Genomic DNA, 26,166 nt, shown 5'->3' with positions numbered 1-26,166 from the left:
CAACATGCAATTCTTGCCACTCAGGTCTAGCGTTGCAGTGTGTCTTCAAAGCTGTCTTCACCCTCCCAGGGTTTCCCCTACGTGCCATTGAACGCGATGGGTTTTGCCGCGTTTGTGTACGTGACCTTTGAGATGTTCTCCATCGGCTTGATCAGCCCAATGGCGGCGGACCTGGGTGTGACGGAAGGCCAGGTGGGGTTGTTGATGACGGTGTATGCCGGCATCGTTGCCATCATCACCATCCCACTCATGGAGCTGACCTCCCGCTTTGACCGCAAACCGGTATTCATGGCCACTCTTGGCTTCCTGTTGGCGGGCATCGTGCTTCAGGGCTTAGCCGCGAATTACTGGATGTTGGTGGCGGGTCGCGTCTGCGCAGCTTTGACCCACGGTTTGTTCTGGTCCTTGGTCAACCCCATGGCCGCGCGCATGGCCCCACGTGGAACAACGGCGAAGGCGGTGGGCGTGGTGTCTTTGGGTTCCACCATGGCGTTGGTGGCGGGCTCCCCGCTGACCACACTCATGGGTAATGCCGTGGGCTGGCGTGGTGCCACGTGGATCCTTGGTGCGCTCGTGGCCGTGGCGTTTGTGCTGCTCATGTTCTTCTTGCCCTCCCTGCCTGCCGTGCCACCGCGGGGGAAAGAAGAGGGCGTCGAGCTGCGCTCCGCGCTTCCAGCGCTGGTGGTGTACCTGGCGCTGGTGATTACGGCGCTGTTTTGCACTTACACCTACTTGGGCCTGTTTGTGGAGCACACCCTCGGCCACTCCTACGTCGCCCTGGGTCTGTTTGCTTATGGCCTGTTCGGCATCGTCGGCGTGCTGTCCGCGGGCAAACGCTCAGACCGCCGGATGCTGCGCATGAATGCCCTGGGCACAGGCCTCATCTTGTGTGCTGGCCTCGCTGGTTTCTGCGCGCTGGTTCTCAAAGGCACGACACCGGCACTGGCGTTGGTCTTCGCCGTGGCTGTGATCATGCTGCTCGGTGTTGCCGGTGGTGGCCTGCCCACCGCCGCCACCACGTTGTTCCTCCATGCTGGGGAGGCGAACCAAAACCGCGCATCCTCCATTTATGTGGTGACATTCCAGGTGGGCATTGCCAGTGGTTCCGCCGTGGGTGCGTTGCCGGTGGATGCTGGTTACCTGCCTGGCACGCTACTGATCACCGCTGCTCTTGCGCTGCTCGCTGCGGCCGAGCTAAGTTTCCGCGCCCGGCCCCTTTTGCGCTGATGTAATCTGTCCGCATGACTGGCACCGATTCCGCTTTCACGCCTCCCGAACCGCGCCCAGGTGCTGCGGAGGTGACCTTCCGTCGCCTGCCACTGGCGGACGGTGAGACCTTTGGCGGGTGGACCTCTGCTCGCGCTGGCAATCCGAACAAGCAGGTGCTCACCTGGGTCAGTGGCACGGAAACACTCCTGCCCGGCGCGCGCACCGGTGCCACCAGCTTCCAGCTCGGCATCGCTGATAGCGCGTGCACGCCTACCACCATGGACTTCGCGGAGTACAAGCCTCAGCCGTTTTCCCTCACTGGGTTTGATTCGGGGGTGGCGGGGGAGGGCCTGGTGTTCGTCGGCAAGCTTTTTGGGCAGACAAGCCCCGTGGAAACCGCACGTCCGATGCTCGGCGCGCAGTTGCGCGTGGAGCCCGGCGCGGAGTTCGTGTTCGTGGTGGATGAGACCTTCACGCACGGCGTGATTGCGCTGGACAAGGGCCTGTTTCTGGAGAATGAGAGCCTGGATCCCGCCACGATTGCCATCACTCAGCCCGGCGCGAAGACCCTGAATGTGGTCAACGCCTCCGATCGCGCGGTGTCCGCGATTCTGCTCGGCGGGCGTTAAATTCTCCCGATGTCCACTTAAGTGGACAATATCGGCCCCCACGGAGGAGTTCTGGGCCGTAATGTGGGCAACATGATCATCACGCTGCTCCTGACTTTGGAAGGTTCCAGCCCGCAAGTGACCAGGTTGGTCAATGTTTCAGACCACATGCACCTGGGCTCGTTTGCCTTGCTTATCGACGCAGCTTTTGGCTTCTCCGGCACCCCCAACCACATCTACATCGCTGAGGAAGATGGCCAACGCACCCTCTACACCGCATCCCCCGGCGCCGATGAGAAGGATGAAACCACGCTGGCCATCGGTGATATCGGTGAGATGACCTACGTGTATGACCCGGCGGCGAATTGGACTATTCACCTTGAGGTACTGGGGATCTCCGACATTGATTCGCCGGCACCCATGCTGGTGAACGCGCAGGGGCCCGACGTCATCGAAGCCTGCGGTGGCCCGGAGATGATGACGGCGTTCCACCGCGAGGCGATGCGCCTTGCTGCTGGCCTGGAACCGGACATGCGGATCTCCCCGCTACTGCTCAGCTTCATGCCCGTGATGTCCCCGGAACGCCTCATCGAGCGTTTGTCCACCACTGATCACTGCACCGTGGCAGAGCGCATGGCGTATTCCTCCGAGGATTTCTTCATGCCTGAGCCGGAGGATTTCACCGAGGATCCCCGCACGCCAGGTATTGCGGAGGACTTTGATTCCTTCATCAATTCCCGCCCTGACCTGCAGCAGATCATCTCCCTCGACCCGAACCCGGAGCGCAACCCAGCCGTGATCGCCGCGATGTCAGAATTCTTCGCCGATCACCTGCCGGACGGTGATGATGTTGATCTGTATCCCTTCACCCGCATCGTGTCCAATATTCGCGCCTTCTTGGACCACTGCATGGAAGGCGTGAAACTGACTAACAAGGGGACCCTTCGCCCCGGTGATGTGCGCACCCTGGCAGAGAACTTCGGTCTTGCCCTCGAGCCCGGCAACCACGCTGCTGAGGCTGTGCCACCCGTCAACGCGCTTCGCTCTTTCCTGCAGGTCAGGGACTATTTGGAAGTCGAGGATAACTACCTCTTCTCCCTACCCGGCGGAACAGCCGTTGCTGAAGAGGCTGACGTTCTTCTGACCTGCTTCGAGGAGGACCTGTACCTCTACTTCAGCGCTGTCTACGCCGAGGACGCCGAGGAAGTACTGAGCTGGGTGGCCGACCCAACCGGTGACACACAGCGACCGAAGAACCCGGAGTTTGTGGTCGACTTGTTCATCGCCCTCGGTGTCCTTGAACAGAACTCCACCCCGGGCAACATCGTGCACACCACCCCCGGCCGGGAGGTCCTGGCGATCATGCTGACCTTCCCGGAGTACTAGCGTCACAAAGTGCCACCAAGCACCACAGTGCGCACTCAGCCCGCATCCAACACCAGGAACAACCCAATGGCCGCGAACATGGCCATGCCGATGGTGATGGCAAACACCCCGAAAACATTGGCCCGCACCTGTTCCTGCTTGATGCCCTCTGCCCCGACGCGGTACTGAGCCCGGTTGCGCGCGATGATCACCAGCGCGATGCAACACAGCAGGCCAATCGCCCCGAACACCAGGGCCGAATAAGGCACTGACCAGCGCAGCAGCGTCAAGGATGCCACGAACATGGCCAACGCGGTGCGCGTCCAGGACAGCGCGGTGCGCTCTGGCTGCAAGCCCAAGTCCACAACGGGGATGGGGGAGTGGTTCATGCGCGACACACCAGGCTCCTAAAACAGCCCAACCAGGACGATGACGCTGGCCAGCGCCACACCAACCCCCAGCACCGGCACGATGCCCGGTGCAGGCAGTGGTTTCTTATGCCGCAGCGCCCGCTCAATGCGTACCCACCGCACTGCCGCGCCCGTCGCAATGGCGGCACCCACCAGGATGAGCGCCACCGCCGCGATTTGGCGGACGTCGGGGCTCAACCCTCCGATCCCGAATGCTTCAAGCGCGATACCGCCGGCCAGAAACGCCAGCGCAGTGCGCGTCCACGCGAGGAACGTGCGCTCATTGGCCAGCGTGAAGCGTGGGTCCGGCTCTTCACCGTCCGGGAAAACGGTGCGGGTGAACACGTCGCGTTCATCGTGGGTCTTCGAGCTCATATCTGCACAGTCTATGGAAATATGCCTACGCTGGGGGACTATGACCGCTACGAAGACTCTCCTTGTTACTGATAACGGCCCGCAGATCGTCGACACCACCCCGGAGCACGCCGGCGAAGGCGACACCCTCATTCACGTCAGCCACTCCTCCGTCAATTACAAGGACGGCATGGCTCTCGCCGGCAACAAGGGTGTTGTGCGCACCCTACCCATCGTCCCCGGCATCGACGCCGTGGGCACGCTCGAAGACGGCACACTCGTCACCGTCAACGGCTGGGGCATCGGGGAGCGCCGCAATGGCGGTTACACGCCCGAATTGCGTATCGACGCCTCCCACATCACCCGCGTCCCCGCCACCTTCGACGCCTGGACCGCCGCCGCCATCGGCACCGCTGGCTACACCGCCGCCATGTCCGTGGCCTCCTACGAGCGCTTCACCAACTCCCGCCCCGACCATGAGGACGGTGCCGTCCGCGGTCCCGTTGCCGTCACCGGCGCCACAGGTGGTGTTGGTTCTATTGCCATCCAACTGCTTGCCGCCCGTGGTCATGAGGTCGCTGCCATCACCGGCCGCGTCGAGGAACATAACGATTACCTGCGCGAACTCGGCGCCATCGACGTCATCGACCGCGCCGAACTGGCCAACAAGGGCAAGCCACTGCAGAAGGCCCGCTTCGGTGGCGCCATCGACACCGTCGGCTCCACCCCGCTGGCCAACCTGCTCGCCCAGGTCCAGTGGGGCGGGACCGTCACCTCCTGTGGCTTGGCCGCCGGCCCGGACCTGGACACCACCGTGATCCCGTTCATCCTCCGCGGCGTCAACCTCGCCGGCATCAATTCCGTCGATGCCCCCGCCGCCTTCCGTGATGAAGCCTGGGCCATCCTCGCCGAATCCCTCGACGTGGACAAGCTCCGCTCCTACACCGACACCGTCGACCTCGAAGGCGCCATCCAGGCCGGCGCCGACCTGCTTGCCGGCAACGCGCGCCACGGTCGCACCGTCGTTGAGCTATAATTTGCTCAAAGGTTCCACCCCGCTGACAAGAGCCCCAGAAGGCTTTTCGCCTCGCGCGATAGGCGGGGTGGTCGCTTTTAGTGTGTCATTGCTAGACCTGCTTCACCTTGCTGGGATCCCCGAGGCTCTCCCCGCCGATAACCAGCCCGACGAAGGTGATTGTCGCTAGGGAAGCAAGTCCGATCCAGAGCCAGTGGAATTTCGGGCCGAATAGTTTGGCCAATACGGCACCGATGAAAGCACCGAGGGTGTTCATCATCAGGTCATCGATGTCGCTGTAGCCAAGCGCGAAGATGTATTGAGATGTCTCGATAGCCAGGCTGAAACCAGCTCCGAGCAGGGTCGTTGCAAGAAGTGGGCGCGTTGTGCGCTGAAAAAGAATGTAGGCCAGCATGCCCACGGGCACGAAGAATGCGATATTCCCGCCGTACTCAAAGACGGGCCCGAACCATGAGCTGGCATTGATCAGGTCATCGAACGGGGCGAGGGAGAGTCCCCGCCGCATTTGGTTGGCGGGGTCCCACAGGTAGCCGATGCGATAAAAGGCTTTGAGCATGGTCAGGGCGATGACCACGCCCGAATAGCCAACGAGGGCGCCAATCGTGGCAGTGCGCTGCTTCAACATCGGCGCCCTTTCCGGCTACTTGACCACCAGGTTCACCATGCGGCCCGGCACCACGATGGTCTTCACCACGTTCTTGCCTTCGATGAGGGAGATTACGCGGTCGTCGGCAAGCGCGATCTTCTCGATCTCGTCCTTGGACGCCTCGGTCGGGACGTCCACACGCGCGCGAACCTTGCCGTTGATCTGGACGGGGATTTCCACGGTGTCGTCGACAAGCAAGCTCTCGTCGAAGGTCGGGAACGGCTCGAACGTGATCGTGCCTTCATGGCCGAGGCGCGTCCACAGCTCTTCGGCGATGTGCGGCGCGACGGGGGAGACCATCTGCACGAGCGGTTCCACTGTTTCACGTGAAACATTGCCGGTCGCCTCGCGGGACTTGGTCAGGTAGTTCACGAACTCGATGAGCTTGGCCACAACCGTGTTGTCGCGGAGGTGCTCGTAGTCCTCGCGCACACCCGCGATGGTGCGGTGGAGGTGCTTCGCGTCCTCTTCGCTCATCGGCTGGTCGCTGACGGTGACCTCACCGGTCTCCTCATCGACGACCAGGCGCCACAGGCGCTGGAGGAAACGGTGAGCACCCACAACGTCCTTGGTTGCCCACGGGCGAGAGGTGTCCAGGGGACCCATGGACATCTCATAAACACGCAGCGTATCGGCACCAAAGTCGCGTGCGATGTCGTCCGGAGCAACAGCATTCTTCAGGGACTTACCCATCTTGCCGTATTCCTGGTTGACCTCTTCGCCGTTGTAGTAGAACTTGCCGTCCTTCTCCTCAACCTCAGCGGCCGGCACGTACACACCACGGGAATCGGTGTAGGCGTACGCCTGGATGTAACCCTGGTTGTACAGGCGACGGTACGGCTCCTTGGAGCTGACGTGACCGAGGTCGAAGAGCACCTTGTGCCAGAACCGTGCGTACAGCAGGTGCAGCACCGCGTGCTCCACACCACCGACGTAGAGGTCCACACCACCCGGATCATTCGCGCCGTGTTTCTCCGGCTGCGGGCCGGTCCAGTAGCGCTCATTCTCCAAGTCACAGAACTTGTCCGCATTCGTCGGATCGATGTAGCGCAGCTGGTACCAGGACGAACCTGCCCACTGTGGCATGACGTTGGTGTCGCGGGTGTACTGCTTCTCACCATCGCCAAGATCCAGCGTCACGTTCACCCAATCGGTGGTCTTCGCCAGAGGGGGAGCGGGCTCGGAGTCAGCATCCTCCGGATCGAAGGAGACCGGGTTGTAATCCTCCACATCCGGCAGCTCGACCGGCAGCATGGACTCAGGCAGCGCGTGCGCCACACCGTTCTCGTCGTACACGATCGGGAAAGGCTCACCCCAGTAGCGCTGACGCGCAAACAGCCAATCGCGCAGCTTGTACTGAATACGCTCTTCACCAGCCCCTTCGCTGACTAGCCAGGCGATGGCCTTCTCAATGCCCTCGTCCTTGCCCAGACCATTGATGTCCAGGCCACGGTCATTCGCGGAGTTGATGTGCGGGCCGTCCTCAGTAAAGGCCTCTTCCTCGATGTTCCCGCCGTCGAGCACCGGCACGATCGGCAGACCAAAAACGGAAGCGAACTCGTAGTCACGCTCATCGTGCGCCGGCACCGCCATGATCGCGCCCGTGCCGTAGCCCATGAGCACGTAGTCCGCAATGAACACCGGCACCTTCTCGCCGCTCACCGGGTTCACGGCATACGAGCCCAAGAAAACACCGGTCTTTTCCTTATTCTCCTGTCGCTCCACGTCAGACTTCGCAGCGATCGCGCGCTTATATGCGGCCACAGCGTCCTTCGGCGTCGCTTCGCCAAAGGTCCATCGCTTATCGACGTCCCCCGCATACTCCCCAGCCGCCAACTCATCCACGAGCTCATGCTCCGGCGCGAGAACCATGTAGGTGGCACCAAAGAGGGTGTCGGGGCGGGTGGTGAAGACGTCGATGCCGAATTCCTGACCTGCCGGGCCCTGGGCACGGAAGGTCACTTCCGCACCACGGGAACGACCGATCCAGTTGCGCTGCATTGCCTTGACCTTGTCGGGCCAGTCGAGCAGCTCCAAGTCGTCTAGAAGCCTGTCCGAGTAGGCAGTGATGCGCATCATCCACTGGCGTAGACGCTTACGGAAGACCGGGAAGTTGCCACGCTCCGAGCGACCATCAGCGGTGACCTCCTCGTTTGCCAGCACCGTGCCCAGGCCCGGGCACCAGTTGACCATGGAGTCAGACAGGTAAACGAGGCGGAATTCGTCGATAGCCTTCTGCTTCTCCACCGCGTCGAGCTCGGCGTACACGCGACCATCCTTGGTGGTGCGGGTGCCTGCCTCAAGCTCGCTAACAAGCTCCTTAATTGGGCGCGCCTTCTGCTGATCCTCATCGAACCAGGAATTGAAGATCTGCAGGAAGATCCACTGCGTCCACTTGTAAAACTCCGGGTCCGTGGTGGCCACCGAACGGCGCCGGTCGTGGCCCAGACCCAGCGCGTCCAGCTGACGCGTCATGTTCTCAATATTCGCCATCGTGGTCGTGCGCGGGTGCGTACCCGTCTGGATGGCGTACTGCTCCGCTGGCAGACCAAATGCGTCGTAGCCGAGCGTGTGCAACACGTTCTTGCCCAGCATGCGATTGTAGCGTGCGAAGACATCCGTCGCGATGTAACCCAGCGGGTGCCCCACGTGCAGGCCCGCGCCGGAGGGGTAGGGGAACATGTCCTGGACATTGAGCTTGTCAGCCGGCAGCTCGCCCTCACCCGTAGCTAGATCGCCCACCGGGTTCGGGGCATTAAACGTCCCGTTGTCGATCCAGTACTTCTGCCACTTCTGCTCAATCTCATTAGCAATACCCGCCGTGTAGCGGTACGCCGGTCCAGTCGCGTTAGTCATGGTTAGCCAGTGTAATAGGTCACCCCCACCAGCACAGCGCCCGGACGCCTCTAGCGATGTTTCACGTGAAACATCGGGGTGCGAATGACCAAACCTCTACTTTTTCGCCCACTCCACGATCGCGTCGAGCCTACCCAGGTCGACGCGATCAGTGTTTGTGCCGTAGGTATCAATCATCATGCGCTCGTTCTCGGTTTTGCCGGGCTTGAGCTTCAACATCGTGATCAGGCCTTTCATGATGTTGCGATGTTTGGGGCTCAGCTCGGAGTAGTTGAGCCGGCCGGGCAGGTAGAAGCGCTCGACATCCCCAGCCAGGTCGCCGAGCAGCGCACGAGCCGGGTCCTGCGCCTCCACCACGTGGTCGAGAGTCATGCCGACTGTCACGAGGGCTACTTTTCGCTTCTCGACGCCCTCCTGACCCACCTCCTTCACCACCTTCACGCCGGGATGGGATGGCCCGTGAATAGGGGAGAGGATGATCAGGGGTTCATCAGATGCGCGGATAGTAGACGCGCTGCCCTCGGTGATCTCCTCGGCAGTGGTACCGAGGCGCGTGGCGAGTTCCTCAGCGTATTGCTTGGTGGAGCCATAGAAGCTGGCGTAGTAGATAGCGGCGGTCAAGATGTCTCTCCCTAGAACGATGAGGAGCTACCCGAGGCGCTGAAGCCGGAGGAGGAAACGCCGGGGCTGGTACTGGAGGACTGGGCCTGTTCGTGGGCGCGAACGTTGCTGTCGTGCCAGCTGCTCATGGATGCGTAGGTGACGTAGCCGGGGAAGTAGTAGTAATCGCGGTCGTAGACGGCAGGGCGACGGAGTGGCTCGTATTCCTTCACGTCGGAGAACTCTTCCTTCTTAACCTGCTCGAGGAGCAGCCGGTAATCCCCAAGCACACGGACGAATTCGTCCATGAAGTTCGGGGCCGTCGGGTTGGCATCGAGCCAGTTGATGCTCTCTAGCAGCTGGCCGAGCTCGTAGTTCAGCTGGTTATTCTTCACGCCGACGCGGGCGGCCATGACATCCTCGCGCAAGTCCGTGAGGCTGGTGCGGCGGGTGGCGGCGTCGCCATTGTCGATGTTGAACATCCGGTTGATGTTGTTCTCGGCGTTGGAGACATGCTCGACGGACTCAGCGGCCTGGCGTAGCTTCTTGCTGTTCTTCAGCACCTGCTTGTCATTGGTCATGTCAATGTCCCCGATCCCGCCGGCACCGCTGACGGTCTCGTGGTAGCCAAGGAAGCGATCACGGACCTCAGCCCACTGTTTGCGCATCTCCGCATCGGCGAAGGCGGAAGACAGGGAGTTGGCGCGAATGTCCACTTCGTCGAGGCGGCCAGAGAGCGCCGCGTACTCACCTGTCACGGCCTTGTAGTCCTCATGTGCTTGCTCTAGTTTCCGGCGGCGGCTCCACCGGGAGACGCCGGTGCCAACAGCGATGAAAGTGCCAACACCAACAGCACCCATGTCGCCACCAATAGCAAGGCCGTCCCGGTCACCCTTTGCTTGGTCGAAGCCATATTCCTCGGCGGCTTCAACGTCGAAAGCGGTCTTGGCAGCTGCGAAGAGGCCGGCCGGGATGTTGCCGTCACGGACGCCGGGCTTCATGGCGTCGAGCACCTCTTCATCGCGCTGGCCGTAATCGACCTGGAGCTGCGCGGCTACGTCATCACCGTAGTAGGCGAAGGCTTGGCGGGGATCAAGGCCAACGCCGATGATGGCGGTGCCATCGGCGAAACGGGCATCGTCGTTAGACGCATTGCCAATGAGCTCCGGGTAGGTGTCACGCACGTACTCCTCCACAGAGTCGAGAACATTCTCGTGGTTCGTGGCGAAGACGAGGTAGTGGAGTTCCTTCACCACGGCGGGGTGGTCTAGACGCTCCGCGTCGCGAAGCATACGGGCTTCGTCCTCTGGGGAGAGGACGTCGTGGGGATCATCGATAGTCACGGTGGGTGCCTGGCCAACCTTAACAACGAACTGCGCAGGGTCGGGCGCGTCCGTCAAAGCGTAGGTCAGTCCGGCACCACCAGCCCCGACGAGGGCGACGACGCTGAGTGCGCTGAGGGTGAACTTCGTTGTTGATCCCATAGCCATGCGCTCCATCCTAGGCGCACAAAGAAAAACCGATGTTTCACGTGAAACATCGGTTTTGGCTAAAGCCCAAGGGGATCAGGGAAGCTACGCGCTTTCGTCGATAAGCTCCGGCTTCTCAGCATCCTCTGTTGAGGTGCGCTCCATCTTGCCAGCGGCGAAACGGTTGACCACAAGCGCAATCGCGCCGTCGCCAGTGACGTTAGCGGCGGTGCCGAAGGAGTCGATGACGATGTAGGCGGCGATCATGAGGGCCACCATGTCGTCGTTAAAGCCGAGCATGGAAGCGAGCAGACCGGTTGCAGCCATGATGGCGCCACCCGGGACGCCTGGCGCGGCGATCATCATGATGCCGAGCAGGAGGATGAAACCGAGGGAGAGACCCCAGGAGATGTCCATGCCCGCCATGTAGATGACGGCGAAGGCGTACAGGCCGATCTTCATCATGGAGCCGGACAGGTGGATCGTTGCGCACAGCGGAACGACGAAGCCGGCAACGTTTTCATCCACCTTGTTATTCAGCGTGGACTTGAGGGTGACAGGGATGGTCGCTGCAGACGACGAGGTACCCAGCGCGGTGAAGTAGGCCGGCAGCATGTTGCGCAGCGCGGTCACCGGGTTGACGCCAGCGATGGCGCCAGCGATGAGGTACTGGAGGATGAGCAGCAGGATGGTCATGATGACAGCGAGGGCCAGCACCTTGCCAAACGCCGTGAGGGTGGCGCCCATGTTGTCGTTCATGCCCAGGTTGAGGAACATGCCGAAGATGAACAACGGCAGCAGCGGGATAACAAAGGCGGTAACCACCTTCATGATCACGCCCTCAAATTCCGTGGCCAACTTGTACATCGTGTCGGACTTCACGGCGGTCATGGCAATGCCCGCGCAGAAAGCGAGCACCAGGGCTGTCATGACAGCGAACGGCGGATCAATCTCCACGGAGAAGAAGGGGGACAGGGCGCCTTCCTCCACGTCATCCACAGCCGTGATGAGCTTCTGATCACCCAGCAGCCACGGGTACAGCGCCACGGACAGACCCCAGGCGATAAGTCCGGAGATGATGGTGGAGCCGTAGGCGATGCCAGCGGTGAGGCCGAGCCACTTGCCGGCGCCCTTGCCCAGACCGGCGATGGCCGGGGTGATCAACGCGAAGATGAGCACCGGGACGAAGAAGCCCAGGAAGTTAGAGAACAGACCGTTGAAGGTGATGAAGATGCGGGCGAGCCACGTGGGGAAGAAGAAGCTGCAGGCGATGCCGAGGACAATGGCCACGACGATCCAGAACAGCAGCGACCGAGTGATCGGCTTAGAGTTCATAGTTGAAACCTTTGCAGGGGAATTGACATGTACTCCTGCATTGTCCAACACGGAACCCCGCAATACGAAACTGTCGCCCTATCGGTAGACTTCCAGGCATGACTGCTGGCGCCATCATCGGAACTATTTTCATCGTTTGTGCTCTTGCTTTGCTGGTTCCCGGCGCGCTCGCTACTGCGGGTCGCCTGCCGGGTAACAGCATCGTGGGTTTGCGCGTGCCGGAGGTGCGTAAGGATGAAGGTATTTGGGTGCAGGCTCACCGCGTTGTGGGCCCGTACTTGATCTTCGGGGGTGCCGCGCTGGCATTCGGTGGCGCGTTTTCATTCATCGCGTCCGGGTGGCTGTGGGTTGCGCCCGTCCTGCTCGCGGTGCTTGCGGTAGTCGCATGTGCGCTCGGCGGGAACATGGGCGCGCGTGCTGCACGGCTTATCGACGACGCCCGGAACGCCAACTCCACCACCGCCGACGAGGCCCCGGCTCCCGCGGTGAACCTGGATGCGCTCCGCAATGCAGCGCGTGAGGCGGATCAGAATTAAATGGCTACCCACCGGCCTAAGCTTGACGGCATGACCAATCCTGCACCCCGTGTTCAACACATGGACGTGGCGTATCACGCTGATGCCTCCGCATTGTTCGCGCACCTTGGCGGGACCTCGCTCACGGATACGGTCCTGTTGGAATCGGCGGACATCACCACGAAGTCTGGTTTGCAGTCCGTGGCCGTGCTCGGCGCGTCCGTGCGTTTGACGTGTAGTGGCCACGAGGTTGTGGCGGAGCCACTGAGCCCGGCGGGGGAGCAGATCATTGCGCGTCTGACGGAGCAGCTCGCTTCCTACCTCACCTCACGCGAGCCGGTCACGTTCAGCTTCCCGCCGTCCACGGCCGCGGATGAGCGTGAGCGCCTCACCGCCCCAAGCACCGTCGAGGTGCTGCGCGCTCTCACCCGCGATGCGGGTTACACCGACTCCGAGGACATCCTCCCCATGGTCGTTGGCGGTTTCGCGTTTGATTACCTGGCCACGTTCGAGAATCTCCCCGATGTCGCCGAAAGCACGAACACGTACCCGGATTTCCAGTTCATCCTCGCCGAGATCGTGCTCACCATTGATCACCGCGCGTCGACGGCGCGGTTGTCGGGGGTTGATTGGGGGGCGGGGGACGTCGATAAGCGAATGCTTGAGCTTGCTGAGCTGATCCGCACCGCACACACCCCCACGCCCGCAACCCCGCAGGGCGAGGGCACGTTGCGCGTGGAGGCGAGCTTGGCGGATGATGAGTTCCGCCGCGATGTAGACAAGCTGAAAGACAATATTTATAACGGCGATATTTATCAGGTCGTCCCGGCGCGTGCGTTCACGACCGAGTGCCCGGATGCTTTTGCGGCGTACCAGCAGCTGCGCGATTCTAATCCGTCGCCATACATGTTTTATGTGCGAGGGCTCGATCGGGCGGGGGAGCCGTACGAGCTTTTCGGTGCCTCACCGGAATCTAACTTGAAGTTCTCCGCCGCCACCCGCGAGGTGCAGCTCTATCCCATCGCTGGCACCCGCCCGCGTGGTGCGACCCATGAGTTGGACACGCGCATGGAGCTGGAACTGCGCACGGATGCCAAGGAGATCGCCGAGCACACCATGCTCGTGGACTTGGCACGCAATGACATGGCCCGTGTGGCTCGCCCCGGCACCCGCCAGGTGCGTGAGCTACTGCAGGTGGACCGCTACTCCCGCGTCATGCACCTAGTCTCCCGGGTGACCGCAACGCTTGCGGACGACCTGGATGCCCTCGACGCCTACCGCGCCTCTATGAACATGGGCACCCTGACCGGCGCCCCGAAGCTGCGCGCCACCGAACTCATCCGCGAACTCGAAGGCACCCGCCGTGGCTCCTACGGTGGGGCAGTAGGGTACCTGCGTGGCAACGGCGAATTCGATACATGCATTGTCATCCGCTCCGCCTTCGTCCGCGCCGGGATGGCCACCGTGCAGGCCGGCGCCGGTGTTGTCCGTGACTCTAACCCTCAGGCCGAAGCTGATGAGACCCTGCACAAGGCCTACGCTGTTCTTAATGCCATTGCGATGGCGCAGGCCAAGACCGTGGAGGTCATCCGATGAACTCGCCCGCCCGTGTTGTCCTGCTGGATAACCAAGATTCCTTTGTGTACAACCTCGTGGACGCTCTGGCCACCATCACCGAGCCTGCGATCGAGTTCACCGTGTTCCGCAACACCGTCTCCGTCGACCAAGTGCTTGCCGCCGAGCCCGACGTGATCATCCTCTCACCCGGCCCCGGCTATCCCGCGGACGCCGGCTGCATGATGGACCTCATCCGCACAGCTCAAGGCAGCATCCCCATCCTCGGCATTTGCCTTGGCTACCAGGCGCTCATCGAGCACTTCGGTGGCAAGGTCAGCCCCTGCGGCCCGGTCCATGGTGTCAGTGAAGCAATGACGCTTAGCGACGTTGGCGTGGCCAGCCCCCTCTTCACCGGCCTGACCATCGACAGTGGCCCCGAACACGGTGACACCCCGGGACGCCTCGTTCCCGTGGCGCGCTACCACTCCTTGGGCACCGTCGATGTCCCCGCTGGCATCGAGGTGCTTGCCCGCACCGAGACCAAAGTCGGCGATGTGGTCATGGCCGCGCAGACCACCGATGGCATGTCCATCGGCCTCCAGTTCCACCCCGAGTCCATCCTGACCCCGGCTGGGCCCGTGCTGCTGGAGCGCTGCGTGAAGGAATTATTAGAGAAGAAAGACTCCGTGAAAGTTAAGGTGAGCAACAATGGCTAGTGAAAAATCCCTCGAAATCCTCCGTCGTTTCCTGGATAACAAGAACCCCTCGCTAGAGGAGGCCATCGAGGCATTCACCCCGCTCACCGTGGGTGATTACGACGATGTGCACATCGCCGCCCTCCTTGCCACCGTGCGTACCCGCGGTGAAACCTTCGCCGATATCGCCGGTGCCGCCAAGGCCTTCCTGGCCGCTGGCCGTCCGTTCCCCATCACTGGTGAGGGCCTCATGGACACCGCCGGCACGGGTGGTGACGGCAAGAACACCATCAACATCACCACCGCCGCCTCCCTCGTTGCTGCCGCTGGGGGAGTGAAGATGATCAAGTGCGGTAACCGTTCCGTCTCTTCCAAGTCCGGCTCCGCTGACGTGTTGGAAGCCCTGAACATCCCACTCGACCTGGACCCAGAGCGTGCCGTCCGACAGTTCGAGGCCTCCAACTTCACCTTCCTTTTCGCCCCCGCCTACAACCCAGCGATCGCCCACGTGCAACCGGTGCGTAAGTCCCTGGGCGTATCCACCCTGTTCAACACCCTTGGCCCGCTGCTCGCCCCGGGGCGCCCCGAGTACCAGATCATGGGCATTGCCAACCCTGCTCTTGGCCAGACCATCGCTGAGACCATGCGTGAACTTGGCCGTGGTCGCGCCCTTATCGTTCACGGCGCTGGCACCGACGAGATCGCCGTCCACGGCCCCACCGAAGTCTGGGAGCTGGACCGCGAAGGCAACATCGAGCACTACACCATCACCCCGGAGGACCTCGGCCTACCCACCTACACGCTCGAGGAGCTCACCGGTGGCAACGGCGAGGAGAACGCCGCCGCGATCCGCGCCACCTTCGAGGGCACCGGCCCCGACGCCCACCGCGATGCCGTCGCCGCCACCGCCGGTGTGATGTTCTACCTCTACGACATGGCGGACACCATGGCTGAGGGCGTAACCAAGGCCACCGAGCTCCTGGCTAACGGTACCGTCCGCGAATGGTTGGCCAAGCACGAGGGAGCGAATTATGGCGCATAATCTTACCCCCTCTGATTTTACCCCCTCTGACCAGGGCAAATCCTCTGTACGCCCGTCTGAGGGTCTGCCAACAGTTTTGGAGGGTATTGTCCAGTCTCGTTTTCGTCACCTTGACGAAATTCGCGCCCGCATCTCCCACGTGGACCCGCTGACCCTGCCACGCTCCGAGCGTTCCCTCTACGATTCGCTCGCTCGCCCCGGCACGCGCTTCATCATGGAGTGCAAGTCCTCCTCGCCATCACTCGGCATGATCCGCGAGCACTACGAGCCCAGCGCCATCGCATCCATCTACTCCCGCTACGCCGCCGGCATCTCCGTCCTCTGCGAGCCCGACCGCTTCGGGGGAGACTACGACCACTTGGCCACCGTCGCCTCCACCACCCACCTCCCAGTGCTGTGCAAGGACTTCATTATCGACGAGTGCCAGATCCACGCCGCGCGTTACTTCGGCGCCGACGCCATCTTGCTCATGCTGAGTGTGCTTGACGACGCCACCTATACCCGCCTCCACTCCGAAGCCGACCGCCTCGGCCTCGACGTCCTCACCGAAGTCATCGATGAGGAGGAGGCCGCCCGCGCCACCAAACTCGGCGCCAAGATCTTCGGCGTTAACCACCGTAACCTTCATGATTTGTCGATTGACCTGGAGCGATCCGCACGCCTTGCACCGCTTGCTCCCGAAGGCGCCCTCATCGTCTCCGAGTCCGGCATCAGCGATGTGGAGACCGTCCGCCGCCTCGGCGGCCACTCCGACGGCTTCCTCGTCGGCTCCCAACTCACCGGCACTCCGGACATCGACTGGGCCGCCCGCATGCTGGTCTACGGCCCCAACAAAGTCTGCGGCCTCACCTCCTGGTCCGCCGCCCAAGCCGCCCGCGCCGCCGGCGCCGTCTACGGTGGCCTCATCTTCGAGGACTCCAGCCCACGCAATGTTTCACGTGAAACATCGAAAAACATCATGGCACACGAGCCCGGCCTTCACTACGTTGCCGTCAGTCGTCGCACCGAAGGTTGGGCCGACCTCATCACAAGTATCGACGGCCCCATCCACGCTATACAGATCCACGCCCCCTACCAGGGGAGTCTCGCCGCCGAGCAAGAGCTTATTCGCGCCATTCGCGCCGACCTTGCAACTCTTCCCGACACCATCCCGGCACCTGAGATCTGGCGCGCCGTCTCCATGTCGCACCCCGAAGGGGCGGAGGTTGCGCGGGGGCTGGCGGGAGACGTCGATAAGCTTGTGCTTGATGCGAAGGACGGTGGTTCCGGATCTGAATTCGACTGGAGCACCATCCCCGACGAGGTCCGCGCGCACAGCCTCCTCGCCGGTGGCATCGGCGCTGACAACCTCGACGCCGCGCTGTCTGTCGGTTGCCTCGGCGTTGACCTCAACTCCGGCGTGGAATACCCCGCCGAAGCAGGGGAGTGGGCCGGCCAGAAGGACGCGGGCGCGCTGCGTGCCGTGTTTGAGCGGATCCGAAACTTTCACTACTAAATTGAACTCATCATTTTCACGGAGGAATCCACATGACTGACTCCACCCATTCACGCGACGGCGGCCGGACCATCCTTCCCGCATACTTCGGAGAGTTCGGCGGGCAGTTCGTCGCGGAGTCACTGCTTCCCGCGCTTGACCAGCTTGAACAGGCTTTTGTCGACGCTTGGAACGACGAAGAGTTCATGTCCGAATACCGCCGTCTTCTCCGTGATTACCTCGGCCGCCCGACCCCCCTGTGGGAGGCAAAGAACCTCACGCGCGGCAATGATTACACCCGGATCTTCCTCAAGCGCGAGGACCTCGTGCATGGCGGCGCCCACAAAACCAACCAGGTGATTGGCCAAGCACTTCTGGCCAAGAAGATGGGCAAGACCCGCATCATTGCGGAGACCGGCGCCGGCCAGCACGGCACCGCCACCGCCCTGGCGTGTGCCCTCATGGACCTTGACTGCGTGATCTACATGGGCGCCAAGGATATGGAGCGCCAAGCCCCGAACGTGTACCGAATGCGCCTCATGGGCGCTGAGGTCGTCGGCGTGGATTCCGGTTCCGGCACCCTCAAGGATGCAGTCAATGAAGCGCTGCGCGATTGGACCGCCACCTTCCACAATTCCCACTACCTCCTTGGCACCGCCGCTGGCCCGCACCCGTTCCCCACGATCGTGCGCGAGTTCCACAAAGCCATCTCCGTTGAGGCGAAGGCCCAGATGCTGGAACAGACGGGTTCGCTGCCGGACGTCGTTGTTGCTTGTATCGGCGGTGGCTCCAACGCCATTGGCATGTTCGCGGACTTCATCGACGACGAATCCGTCGAGCTCGTCGGCGCTGAGCCCGGCGGCCACGGAGTGAACTCCGGCCAGCACGGCGCCGCTATTTACGCGGGCACGATGGGTATTCTGCACGGCACGAAGTCCTACCTCATGCGTGATCCAGACGGCCAGGTGGAAGAGTCTTATTCCATTTCCGCCGGCCTGGACTACCCGGCGGTCGGCCCCCAACATGCCCACCTGGCTAAGACAGGCCGCGCGAAGTATGTGCCCGTCACCGACGCCGAGGCCCTGCGCGCTTTCCAAAACCTGTCGCGCCACGAGGGCATCATCCCCGCCCTCGAATCCTCCCACGCTCTTGCTTACGCACTCCAGCGCGCGGAGGAGGCCCGCGAGTCCCAGACCCCGACCACCATCCTCGTGTCCCTATCCGGCCGCGGTGACAAGGACATCGCCCACATCCGCAAGACCCTGGAAGAGCATCCGGAATACGTAGTCACTGACGAAGAGAAGGGAACCAACTAATGTCCCGTTTCACCGCGCTGTTCGAAGCCCTCGAAGCAAAAAATGAGGGAGCTTTTGTCCCATTCGTCATGCTCGGCGACCCATCAGCCGACGATGCGGTGGAGATCATCTCTACGCTTATTAGCGCCGGGGCCGACGCCCTCGAACTCGGCGTCCCCTTCTCCGATCCCGTCGCTGACGGCCCCACCATCCAGAAGGCCCACCTCCGCGCCCTCGACGGCGGCGCCACCGTAGATTCCTGCCTGGAGCAGATCCGTGAGATCCGCCGCCGCCACCCGGACACCCCGATCGGCATGCTGGTCTACGCCAACGTGCCGTATGTCCGTGGCCTGGAGAAGTTCTACGCGGAACTCCACGAAGCCGGTGCCGACGCAGTCCTCGTCCCCGACGCCCCAGTACGCGAAGGTGCCCCCTTCGTTGAGGCCGCCACCACCGCTGGCATCGACCCAGTCTTCATCGCCCCTGCTCAGGCCCGTCCTGAGGTCCTCGAAGGTGTTGCCACTCATTCTCGCGGCTACATCTACGCCATCTCCCGCGACGGCGTGACAGGCACCGAGCACGAGTCGCAGACGACAGGGCTTTCGGACGTCGTCGCCAACATCACCTCCTACGGCGGCGCCCGCGTCCTCCTCGGATTCGGCATCTCCACCCCGCAGCACGTCGCCGACGCCATCGCCGCCAGTGCTTCTGGCGCCATCACCGGCTCCGCGATCGCGAAGATCATCGACGCCCACGTGGACTACGCCCACCCCAACCCGGGCACCATCCGCGACATGGACACCTTAAAATCCGAACTCACCGACTACGTCACCGTCATGAAGCGCGCTACCCTGAAACCATGACAGCCCAGAACCCAGCAGCAAACCCAGCAGCCCAGAACCCTTCCGGCCCCGTCTGCTCCCGTCGCATGTTCATCCTCGGCACCGCCACCACTTTTGCCGGCGCTTTCCTCGCCGCCTGTGGCAAGCCCGCTCCAGCTGAGGTCGCTGCAACCCAGGTGCCGGTGGGCAGTGCCGTCATCGTGGGGAAATTCATCATCGCCCAGCCAACTGAGGGCAACTTTGTGGCGTATTCCACCACATGCCCGCACCAGGGCAGCCCAATCACCCAGGTCAAGGGCAACACAGTGCGTTGCCCGTCCCACGGCTCCGTCTTCGACATTGCCACCGGCGAGGTTGTGGACGGCCCCTCCCAGTCCGGCATGACACCCGCCCCCGTCATCCAGGACGGCGGGAATGTCATCGCCGGCGAGCAGGAGTAGGGAAGCGGTGTCTGACCCACAGCCTGAACCAAAAACCCCGCCACTTTTTGTCCGCACGACACTGACGATCCCGGGCGCTGGCTCCGTAGTCAACATCGCCGAACTCGTTGAGCTCAACCCCCACGAGTGTCGCATGGTGCGCATGATTGAGCTCACCCCGGACCACGCCATTACGGGGGCGTTTATCGCGGGCCGCGTCATCGGCAATGCCAACCGCCCCCTCGACACCGTCCCGCACCCGGACACCTACGACCAGTTCGAAGGCATCGAGGCTGAACACGTCACCGCGGACCACTTTGAGGGACTCTGGGCGGAGGCCCGCGCGAAGTTCCCGGAGCTTTAGGCACCTAGGCACCCTCCTCCTCCTCCTCAACCTCGTCGTCCTCCGGCGGTGGCTCGTAGTCCGGATCAGGCTCCTGAACTGGCGGTTCAGGGGCGAAGGGGAACTTGAGGCCGTATTCTTGTTCGAGTTTCTCCAGCGCTTCGATGGTGGTGGGGTAGGGGGTGCCGGCCTCGTAGGCGTCGATAAGCTTGTGTGCTTTTGCGTAAAAGTGGGCGACTTTTTGCTTGTGGCGGCGGACTTGGCTGAGCGTAGAGACCCAGCGCGGTGCTGTTGGTGTGACCTGGTCGCCGACGAAGCCCGCAGGTTTGGTGATGGCGTAGGTGCCGTCTGCGAAGAGCCACACGATGTCGCCAGTGAAGGGATCGGGCAGGTAGAAGGCCCTTTTATCGGTTTTTACGTTGTGGTGCTTTTGGCACAGGCAGTAGAGGTTTGAGGCGGTGGTGGGGCCGCCTTCTTCGAAGGGGATGCGGTGGTCGAGCTGGCATCGTCGGGCAGGGACCGTGCAGCCGGGGAAGATGCAGTGGCCGTCGCGCATCCGCACGAATTCCTTGACCTTCTCCGGTGCGGCGTGCCCGTTGACGGTGTGCGTGGCGGTGGAGTCGAGGTCCACAAAAGTGGCGGGGTTTTTGGTCTCAAACCCGTTCAGCCCAGCCAGCGAGTGGAACTTCTCCGTGCCCACCGCGTTGGTCCAGCCGAAGCCGGGGAAGAACACGGACTTGGTCAGATCCACCGAACCGTCAGGTCCTTTGGGCGCGTACACGCTCACGGTGGCGTTGCCCGTCGGGGTGATCTCCCCTGTGAGGAGCTTGAGCACCGTCTCTTCGAGGGTGAGACCGTGGGTGCGCGCAGTACCGTCGATAATCGCTCTCGTCATCGCCATCGTGGCAATGTCGCCCATCACGGTCATCCCGCTGGCATGAGCGCCCACGCGGCCGTTGTGGAAGGTGACTTCACATGAGCCCGGCGGGATCTCTTTGGGGCGCTCCTCGCGCTCCTTGCGGTTCTCGGGGCAGAACGCCGCCGCGTTGTCGAAGTCCGCGATGAGCTTGTTAATTCTCCTTTTGATGGTGCTCACCGTAGGCAGCGCGGCGTTCTGGCGGTGCGGGGTGAAGATCTCCACCATCACTTCATCTACCGCGGCGTAGACCTCCGACGTGGCATTCTCCCCGAAGCTGTCCATCGCGTCGCTCAAAGCCTTCAATCGCGGCAGGTCCAAGCGCTGAAACTCCCGCTGCAACTCCCGCAAGCGCGGTAGCTCTCGCAGGGCCAGGTAGGCCATGACAGCATGGTCTACCTGCCACTTTGGCATGCCAGTGGACTTGGATAACCGCGCGTACTCCTGGTCGAAGTCGCGGCTGTCCACCAACTCACGGTCGCCCTCGGCATACTCTTTGAACAGCTCATACTCGGCTTTACGGAGTGCCCAATGCGCTTGCGCGACCGGATCGGACGGGTTCTCCGTGGCAAAACTCGGCGTTTTTACCGGTGCACTCATGTCGCCCCCTTTCCCACGTGAAGTCGTTGCTATGCGCTCACCTTGAGCACATGCGAACATACTTTCACATGGGTGCGACACGCCCCTTGCCACAAAGCCTCAAATAGACCCTATTCTCGAACACTTATCCACAACACCGAAGTCAACGCAGGTGAAATTCTGTGGAAAACGGGGCCTAAAGCAGCGTTAAAGCCCCTGCACTTGATCAAAAGCACCACCAAGAACCGCCGCAACACCAACAGTCAGCACAATGCCAATCACGCTGAGGGCGATCCACCAGTTCAACGCCGTACCCAACTGGTTCCCGCGCGCGACGTCCCACTTCAGCGAGCTGCCAAGCACCTCATTCGCAGTCGGCTTCGCCTCAAACTTGGCCTCATTCGCCGCCTGACGTTCCTACCAGGTGACGTCGCCGATCTTAAGGCCATAAATCTGCTCAATCACGGGGAAGAAGAAACCCATGCGCACCGCCGCATCCCACTTTTCTTTCAGCTGCTCATCCGTGGCAAAAGACCAGTACTGCAAGCTGTGCGCAGGTGAGCTGAGCTCAAACAGCGGCTTCACGGAACTGCGCTGATCAACCGGACGAGTAACCCCCGCGTGCGCCGGCACAGCCACGCCACCCAGGGCGCAGGCAGACAAGGCGATGCCAAGAATACGCCGCTTCATCGGCGTTCCTTTCAGCAGTTTCAGGCGGGAACAGCTTATGGCCGATCAGCCAATCAAGCAGCGCATTCATGAAAAGTTCATCGCAGCTCAAGGCGCCATTTGCTTATCGACGCCCCCAGAAAGCCCAAAACCCCAACCACCCCCTCCGCACTCAGTTCGAGCATGGAGAAATGGTCGGGGTAAGTTCAGGCCAAAAGGTGCCGGGGTTTTTAGAACGGGAGCTAGATCAGGCCCTGCTGGAAGGCAGCGCCGCCAAGGAGAGCCAGGAGCGCGGCGGCAACGCCGGTGCCAAGCAGAATGTCAAAGGTGGTGCCGATCTTGTACGAGTTGTTGAAGTCGTTTTCTTTAAAAGGCTCCATGAGCTTTTCAAAGGCTGCGGCGCTGCTCATAGCACGACGAAGCTCCTTCTTGTTGCCGGACTTATCAGCGTCTTTCAGGCGCTTTTCGATCCGTTCGCTGCTGGACTCGTAGGAGGAGGTCATTGGGAGTTCAATAGCGTAGGCGGGGGCGACGGACAGGGACAGGGCGGTGGCGGCTGCAAGGCCGGCAGCGATGAAACGACGCTTCATGGGTATCTCCTTTGAGTGAGGGTTCAAGTGATGATGATAGCGCCCAGGGCAAAAAGTCCCGGGGTTTTTAAAACACCAGATTCACCAACACCATGTAGGCGGCGGTGCCGGCGAGGATGGAAAGCCCGGCGCGGCGCTTCCACGCGTGAAGAGCGAGAGTGACAGCGCCGGCCATGAGGGCAGCGGGCAGGCCATGGGGGACGGCAGCGTCGTGGGCGATGGTGGAGAAGGTGTAGACGACCAGGACGGTCATCACACCGACGGGCATGGTGGCGCCGAGGAAGTCAATGAACGGGCTGCCTTTGAGGAGGCGGAGGAAAGAGAAGGGGAGGGCGCGCAGTAAAACGGTGACGATGGCCACGGGGATGAGTACCGCGGCGACCATAGATAAGGTGACGCCCTCAGGCAGACCAAAAACCCCCACTACTTTTCACCACCCGAAGAATCACGGCCGACGCGGAGCTCAAGAGACCTGTCGACGCCAGGCCGGGCATAACGGAAGATGAGCACGAGGAAGTAGGCGCTCAACCCGGCCATGAGGAGCCAGCTGGGAGCAAGCACGGCGAGAAGCGCGGCGATCGCAGTGGCGGTCAGCGGCAGGGAGAAATCCGGGTTGGCACGGAAAGCCTCGTAGGCCAGGACGATGAAGAGTGCGGTCAGTGCGTAATCGACGCCAATGACTGAGGACGGAATCGCCGCCCCCAACAACGCCCCCACGATGCCGGGCAGTACCCACATCAACTGGCACAGGATCTGAATGGTCAGGACACGGGCACCAGAGTTGGGGGCGGTTGGGGGGCGGGAGGAGGAGATGGCGTAGGACTCGTCGGTAAGTGCATAGGTGCTGTACGCGCGGCCGAGCGGTGAAGAAATGAGGTGGCGGGGGAACGTGAGGCCGTAGAAAATGTGGCGAAAGTTGACCATGAAGCCGGTGATGGCGGCAGACAGTGGGCCGACGCCGGTGGAGACGAGTTGGACGGCGAGGAATTCCATCGAGCCGGCGTAGATGATGATGGAGAAGATCGGTGTCCACCACCACGCGAAGCCAGCTTGGACCATGACCAAGCCGAAGGCGAGGCCGAGTGGGATGAGGCCAAGGCCGACGAGCCAGGTGTCGCGGATGCCGCCGCGGATTTCGGATCTAGTTGTCATCAATATCCGCCGGGAACGTCGAGAACAGTGGCAGGGGCATGGGCTGGCGACGCATGATGTCGCTGTACAGGTCGGTGCCGGCCGGGGCGATGACGTCGGAGGGCAGGGCGGGGGCGACGTACCAGTCGCCGCGCTCAATCTCCTCGTCGAGCTGGCCGGGCTCCCATTCGGCGTAACCGGCGAAGATGCGCACGCCTTCGAGCAGGCCGTCGAGGGTGGTGGGATCGGTGCGTAGGTCCACGTGGACGAGGCGGTTGGCCAGACGGGTGAACTCCGGATGCTCCTCGAGCACAGTGCCGGCGGTGGTCACGCCAACACCGATAGCGGCCTGGGGGCCAAGCGGCCCGCCAAGGTAGAGCGCCTGAGGTTTGGCAACGTAGTCGAGCCATTCGGTGAGAACATTGGCCACGGCGATCTCACTGCGGCGGTTGAGCACAACGCCGAGGGTGTGCTCCAGGTTGTGTTCGATGATGAGGACGACGGTGCGCGCGAATTCGTCGCTCAGCATGCCCGGCGCGGCGAGTATGAGCATGCCCGGGGCAGGCTCCTCGCGCTCAAGCGCGGTGAAGAGGCGGTCAGCGTAGAAGAACTCAGCCATGGTTGGCCTCCCACCAGGCCTTGAGCTCAGCGACGGCCTCGTCGTGGTCCAGCTCGCCGCGCTCCAAACGGAGTTCCTTCATGTACTTCCAGGCCTTACCCACCTCGGGGCCGGGCTTAAGGCCAAGGATCTGCATGATCTCGTTGCCGTCCAAGTCCGGGCGGACACGGGCGAGGTCCTCCTTGGCGGAGAGGTCCGCGATGCGTTTTTCCAGGTGGTCATAGGTGCGGCGCAGGCGAGCGGCCTTCTTGGGGTTGCGCGTGGTGCAGTCGGCGCGCACGAGTTTGTTCAGGCGCGGGAGCAGTTCACTGGCATCGGTGACATAGCGGCGGACAGCGGAATCGGTCCACTGGCCTTCGCCGAAACCGTAGAAGCGCATGTGCAGGTACACCAGCTGGCTGACATCAGCGATGACGTGCTTGGGGTACTTCAACTTGCGCATACGCTTGCGGGCCAGCTTCGCGCCCACGACCTCGTGGTGGTGGAAAGACACACGACCACCGTCATGGAGTTCACGCGTGTCCGGCTTACCAATGTCGTGGAGCAGCGCCGCCCACCGCAGCACCAGGTCAGGGCCCTCTTCCGGGTCCTCGAGCTCCGTCGCCTGGCGCAGCACGGTCAGTGAATGGGCGTAAACGTCCTTGTGCTGCATGTGCTCATCGCGCTCCAGTTTCAGCGCGGGAATCTCCGGCAGAACGTGGTCCGCCAGGCCGGTTTCCACGAGCAGGTCAATGCCCGCCCACGGCTGGATGCCCAGCATGAGTTTGTCCAGCTCAGCCTGCACGCGCTCAACAGTGATGCGGTTAATCTCATCCGCCATATCCGTCATCGCCTGCTTCACGCGCGGGCTCACCGTGAAGCCAAGCTGCGACACAAACCGTGCCGCGCGCAGCATCCGCAGCGGGTCGTCGCGGAAGCTCACCTCCGGCTCCTGCGGGGTGTCCAGAACATGGTTGAGCAGGTCTTTCAGGCCGTCGCAGGGGTCGTGGAAGTCTAATTCGAGCCCAGAGCTCGAAGAACCAGAAGACTCAGACGCCAGCTCAATCGCCATCGCATTCACGCGGAAATCACGGCGCACGAGGTCGCCTTCGACGGTGTCGCCGAAGGTGACTTCCGGGTTGCGCGTCACGCCGTCATACAGGTCAGCGCGGAATGTGGTGATTTCCACCTGCTGGCCATCCTTCGTCGCGGACACCGTGCCAAACTCAATGCCGGTGTCCCAGACGGCCTCGCCCCACTCGTCGAGAATTTCGTGGATGACCTCCGGCCGCGCGGAAGTGGTGAAGTCCAGGTCATTGCCCAGTCGCCCCAACATCGCATCACGCACAGGCCCGCCCACCAGGTACAACGACTCACCGCGCGCATGAAAAGCACGCGCCAGCGGGGCCAGCAGGCCATCAAGCTTTCCGACGGCCCCCTCCGCCCGCGCCAACAACCCAATAAACGCAGTCGAGTCCCCCTTCTCCGGCAGATTAAACAGTCCGGCGGGATCAACCGGATTAGTCGGAGTATTCGCCGAAGTATTGGTCGGAGTATTCACCCGCCTTACCTTACAGGCCTCAAGTTCCCTATATATGAGCCCGCCGGATACG

28 protein-coding genes are annotated in these 26,166 nt (G+C 62.3%); 13 read left to right on the top strand and 15 right to left on the bottom strand.

Annotation, left to right across the window (positions count from 1 at the left end):
- Positions 1-96: 96 nt before the first annotated feature.
- From QP994_RS06590 to QP994_RS06580, 3 genes are all read left to right on the top strand, one after another.
- On the top strand, positions 97-1,227 hold the full coding sequence (locus QP994_RS06590; RefSeq protein ID WP_284865822.1) for an MFS transporter: 1,131 nt from the start codon (positions 97-99) through the stop codon (positions 1,225-1,227).
- A 14-nt stretch (positions 1,228-1,241) separates the two neighbouring features.
- On the top strand, positions 1,242-1,838 hold the full coding sequence (locus QP994_RS06585) for a pirin family protein (RefSeq protein ID WP_284865792.1): 597 nt from the start codon (positions 1,242-1,244) through the stop codon (positions 1,836-1,838).
- 72 nt (positions 1,839-1,910) lie between these two features.
- A complete protein-coding gene (locus tag QP994_RS06580; RefSeq protein WP_284865791.1) occupies positions 1,911-3,203 on the top strand; it encodes an IS1096 element passenger TnpR family protein in 1,293 nt (430 codons plus the stop codon).
- A 35-nt stretch (positions 3,204-3,238) separates the two neighbouring features.
- Here QP994_RS06580 and QP994_RS06575 read toward each other — a convergent pair whose 3' ends face one another.
- Together QP994_RS06575 and QP994_RS06570 are read right to left on the bottom strand one after the other, a co-directional pair.
- On the bottom strand, positions 3,239-3,571 hold the full coding sequence (locus QP994_RS06575) for a DUF202 domain-containing protein (protein WP_284865821.1): 333 nt from the start codon (positions 3,569-3,571) through the stop codon (positions 3,239-3,241).
- Between the two features lie 18 nt (positions 3,572-3,589).
- Positions 3,590-3,967, bottom strand: a complete 378-nt coding sequence (locus QP994_RS06570) for a YidH family protein (RefSeq protein WP_284855907.1) — start codon at positions 3,965-3,967, stop codon at positions 3,590-3,592.
- Positions 3,968-4,007: 40 nt separating this feature from the next.
- On the opposite strand from QP994_RS06570, the gene QP994_RS06565 reads away from it, so the two are divergent.
- Entirely contained in the window at positions 4,008-4,982 is a 975-nt protein-coding gene (locus tag QP994_RS06565) for an acrylyl-CoA reductase family protein (RefSeq protein ID WP_284865790.1), read from the top strand.
- A gap of 91 nt (positions 4,983-5,073) precedes the next feature.
- On the opposite strand, the gene QP994_RS06560 is transcribed toward QP994_RS06565, so the two are convergent.
- The 5 genes from QP994_RS06560 to QP994_RS06540 all read right to left on the bottom strand — a co-directional run bounded on the left by QP994_RS06560 (position 5,074) and on the right by QP994_RS06540 (position 11,888).
- Positions 5,074-5,607 carry a VanZ family protein gene (locus QP994_RS06560; RefSeq protein WP_284865789.1) on the bottom strand — a complete coding sequence of 178 codons (534 nt, stop codon included), beginning with the start codon at positions 5,605-5,607 and terminating at the stop codon, positions 5,074-5,076.
- 15 nt (positions 5,608-5,622) lie between these two features.
- Positions 5,623-8,484 carry a leucine--tRNA ligase gene (gene leuS / locus QP994_RS06555; protein WP_284865788.1) on the bottom strand — a complete coding sequence of 954 codons (2,862 nt, stop codon included), beginning with the start codon at positions 8,482-8,484 and terminating at the stop codon, positions 5,623-5,625.
- Positions 8,485-8,580: 96 nt separating this feature from the next.
- Entirely contained in the window at positions 8,581-9,105 is a 525-nt protein-coding gene (locus QP994_RS06550) for a flavodoxin domain-containing protein (protein ID WP_257997254.1), read from the bottom strand.
- Between the two features lie 11 nt (positions 9,106-9,116).
- Positions 9,117-10,574 (bottom strand): DUF5129 domain-containing protein, encoded by a 1,458-nt coding sequence (locus QP994_RS06545; protein ID WP_284865787.1) that lies wholly within the window; start codon positions 10,572-10,574, stop codon positions 9,117-9,119.
- Positions 10,575-10,658: 84 nt separating this feature from the next.
- On the bottom strand, positions 10,659-11,888 hold the full coding sequence (locus tag QP994_RS06540; RefSeq protein ID WP_284865786.1) for a dicarboxylate/amino acid:cation symporter: 1,230 nt from the start codon (positions 11,886-11,888) through the stop codon (positions 10,659-10,661).
- 98 nt (positions 11,889-11,986) lie between these two features.
- On the opposite strand from QP994_RS06540, the gene QP994_RS06535 reads away from it, so the two are divergent.
- From QP994_RS06535 to QP994_RS06495, 9 genes are all read left to right on the top strand, one after another.
- Positions 11,987-12,424, top strand: coding sequence for an SdpI family protein (locus QP994_RS06535; protein WP_284865785.1), 438 nt, complete (start codon positions 11,987-11,989; stop codon positions 12,422-12,424).
- Between the two features lie 30 nt (positions 12,425-12,454).
- Positions 12,455-13,999, top strand: a complete 1,545-nt coding sequence (locus tag QP994_RS06530; protein WP_284865784.1) for an anthranilate synthase component 1 — start codon at positions 12,455-12,457, stop codon at positions 13,997-13,999.
- Positions 13,996-14,676: an anthranilate synthase component II gene (locus tag QP994_RS06525; protein ID WP_284865783.1), complete on the top strand. Its 681-nt coding sequence runs from the start codon at positions 13,996-13,998 to the stop codon at positions 14,674-14,676. The genes QP994_RS06530 and QP994_RS06525 overlap by 4 nt, the downstream gene beginning before the upstream one ends.
- Complete coding sequence (trpD, locus tag QP994_RS06520) at positions 14,669-15,697, top strand: anthranilate phosphoribosyltransferase (RefSeq protein ID WP_284865782.1); 1,029 nt, start codon at positions 14,669-14,671, stop codon at positions 15,695-15,697. Before QP994_RS06525 ends, trpD begins: the two co-directional genes overlap by 8 nt.
- Positions 15,687-17,192 (top strand): bifunctional indole-3-glycerol-phosphate synthase TrpC/phosphoribosylanthranilate isomerase TrpF, encoded by a 1,506-nt coding sequence (gene trpCF, locus QP994_RS06515; RefSeq protein ID WP_284865781.1) that lies wholly within the window; start codon positions 15,687-15,689, stop codon positions 17,190-17,192. The genes trpD and trpCF overlap by 11 nt, the downstream gene beginning before the upstream one ends.
- A gap of 32 nt (positions 17,193-17,224) precedes the next feature.
- Positions 17,225-18,487 carry a tryptophan synthase subunit beta gene (trpB, locus tag QP994_RS06510; RefSeq protein WP_284865780.1) on the top strand — a complete coding sequence of 421 codons (1,263 nt, stop codon included), beginning with the start codon at positions 17,225-17,227 and terminating at the stop codon, positions 18,485-18,487.
- Positions 18,487-19,329, top strand: a complete 843-nt coding sequence (trpA, locus tag QP994_RS06505) for a tryptophan synthase subunit alpha (RefSeq protein ID WP_284865779.1) — start codon at positions 18,487-18,489, stop codon at positions 19,327-19,329. Before trpB ends, trpA begins: the two co-directional genes overlap by 1 nt.
- 65 nt (positions 19,330-19,394) lie before the next feature.
- A complete protein-coding gene (locus tag QP994_RS06500; protein WP_102723693.1) occupies positions 19,395-19,748 on the top strand; it encodes a Rieske (2Fe-2S) protein in 354 nt (117 codons plus the stop codon).
- A 7-nt stretch (positions 19,749-19,755) separates the two neighbouring features.
- Positions 19,756-20,091: a hypothetical protein gene (locus tag QP994_RS06495; RefSeq protein WP_084576560.1), complete on the top strand. Its 336-nt coding sequence runs from the start codon at positions 19,756-19,758 to the stop codon at positions 20,089-20,091.
- Positions 20,092-20,095: 4 nt separating this feature from the next.
- Here the strand turns inward: QP994_RS06495 and QP994_RS06490 are convergent, their stop codons facing one another.
- The 8 genes from QP994_RS06490 to QP994_RS06455 all read right to left on the bottom strand — a co-directional run bounded on the left by QP994_RS06490 (position 20,096) and on the right by QP994_RS06455 (position 26,054).
- Positions 20,096-21,586, bottom strand: coding sequence for an HNH endonuclease signature motif containing protein (locus QP994_RS06490; RefSeq protein ID WP_284865778.1), 1,491 nt, complete (start codon positions 21,584-21,586; stop codon positions 20,096-20,098).
- 186 nt (positions 21,587-21,772) lie between these two features.
- Positions 21,773-21,928, bottom strand: coding sequence for a hypothetical protein (locus QP994_RS06485; protein ID WP_284865777.1), 156 nt, complete (start codon positions 21,926-21,928; stop codon positions 21,773-21,775).
- 54 nt (positions 21,929-21,982) lie between these two features.
- A complete protein-coding gene (locus QP994_RS06480; RefSeq protein WP_284865776.1) occupies positions 21,983-22,255 on the bottom strand; it encodes a hypothetical protein in 273 nt (90 codons plus the stop codon).
- 221 nt (positions 22,256-22,476) lie between these two features.
- A complete protein-coding gene (locus QP994_RS06475) occupies positions 22,477-22,824 on the bottom strand; it encodes a hypothetical protein (RefSeq protein WP_284865775.1) in 348 nt (115 codons plus the stop codon).
- 67 nt (positions 22,825-22,891) lie between these two features.
- Positions 22,892-23,209 carry a branched-chain amino acid transporter permease gene (locus QP994_RS06470; protein ID WP_284865820.1) on the bottom strand — a complete coding sequence of 106 codons (318 nt, stop codon included), beginning with the start codon at positions 23,207-23,209 and terminating at the stop codon, positions 22,892-22,894.
- 38 nt (positions 23,210-23,247) lie between these two features.
- The gene (locus QP994_RS06465; protein ID WP_284865774.1) at positions 23,248-23,976 is read right to left on the bottom strand and encodes an AzlC family ABC transporter permease; all 729 of its coding nucleotides are present in this window, start codon (positions 23,974-23,976) and stop codon (positions 23,248-23,250) included.
- Positions 23,966-24,574, bottom strand: coding sequence for a YqgE/AlgH family protein (locus QP994_RS06460; protein WP_284865773.1), 609 nt, complete (start codon positions 24,572-24,574; stop codon positions 23,966-23,968). The genes QP994_RS06465 and QP994_RS06460 overlap by 11 nt, the downstream gene beginning before the upstream one ends.
- Positions 24,567-26,054, bottom strand: coding sequence for a CCA tRNA nucleotidyltransferase (locus QP994_RS06455; protein WP_502870022.1), 1,488 nt, complete (start codon positions 26,052-26,054; stop codon positions 24,567-24,569). Before QP994_RS06455 ends, QP994_RS06460 begins: the two co-directional genes overlap by 8 nt.
- Between the last annotated feature and the right edge of the window lie 112 nt (positions 26,055-26,166).

This window comes from Corynebacterium sp. MSK044, assembly GCF_030232825.1.
Taxonomy (GTDB): Bacteria; Actinomycetota; Actinomycetes; order Mycobacteriales; family Mycobacteriaceae; genus Corynebacterium.
This window is presented reverse-complemented; position numbering and strand designations above follow the sequence as displayed.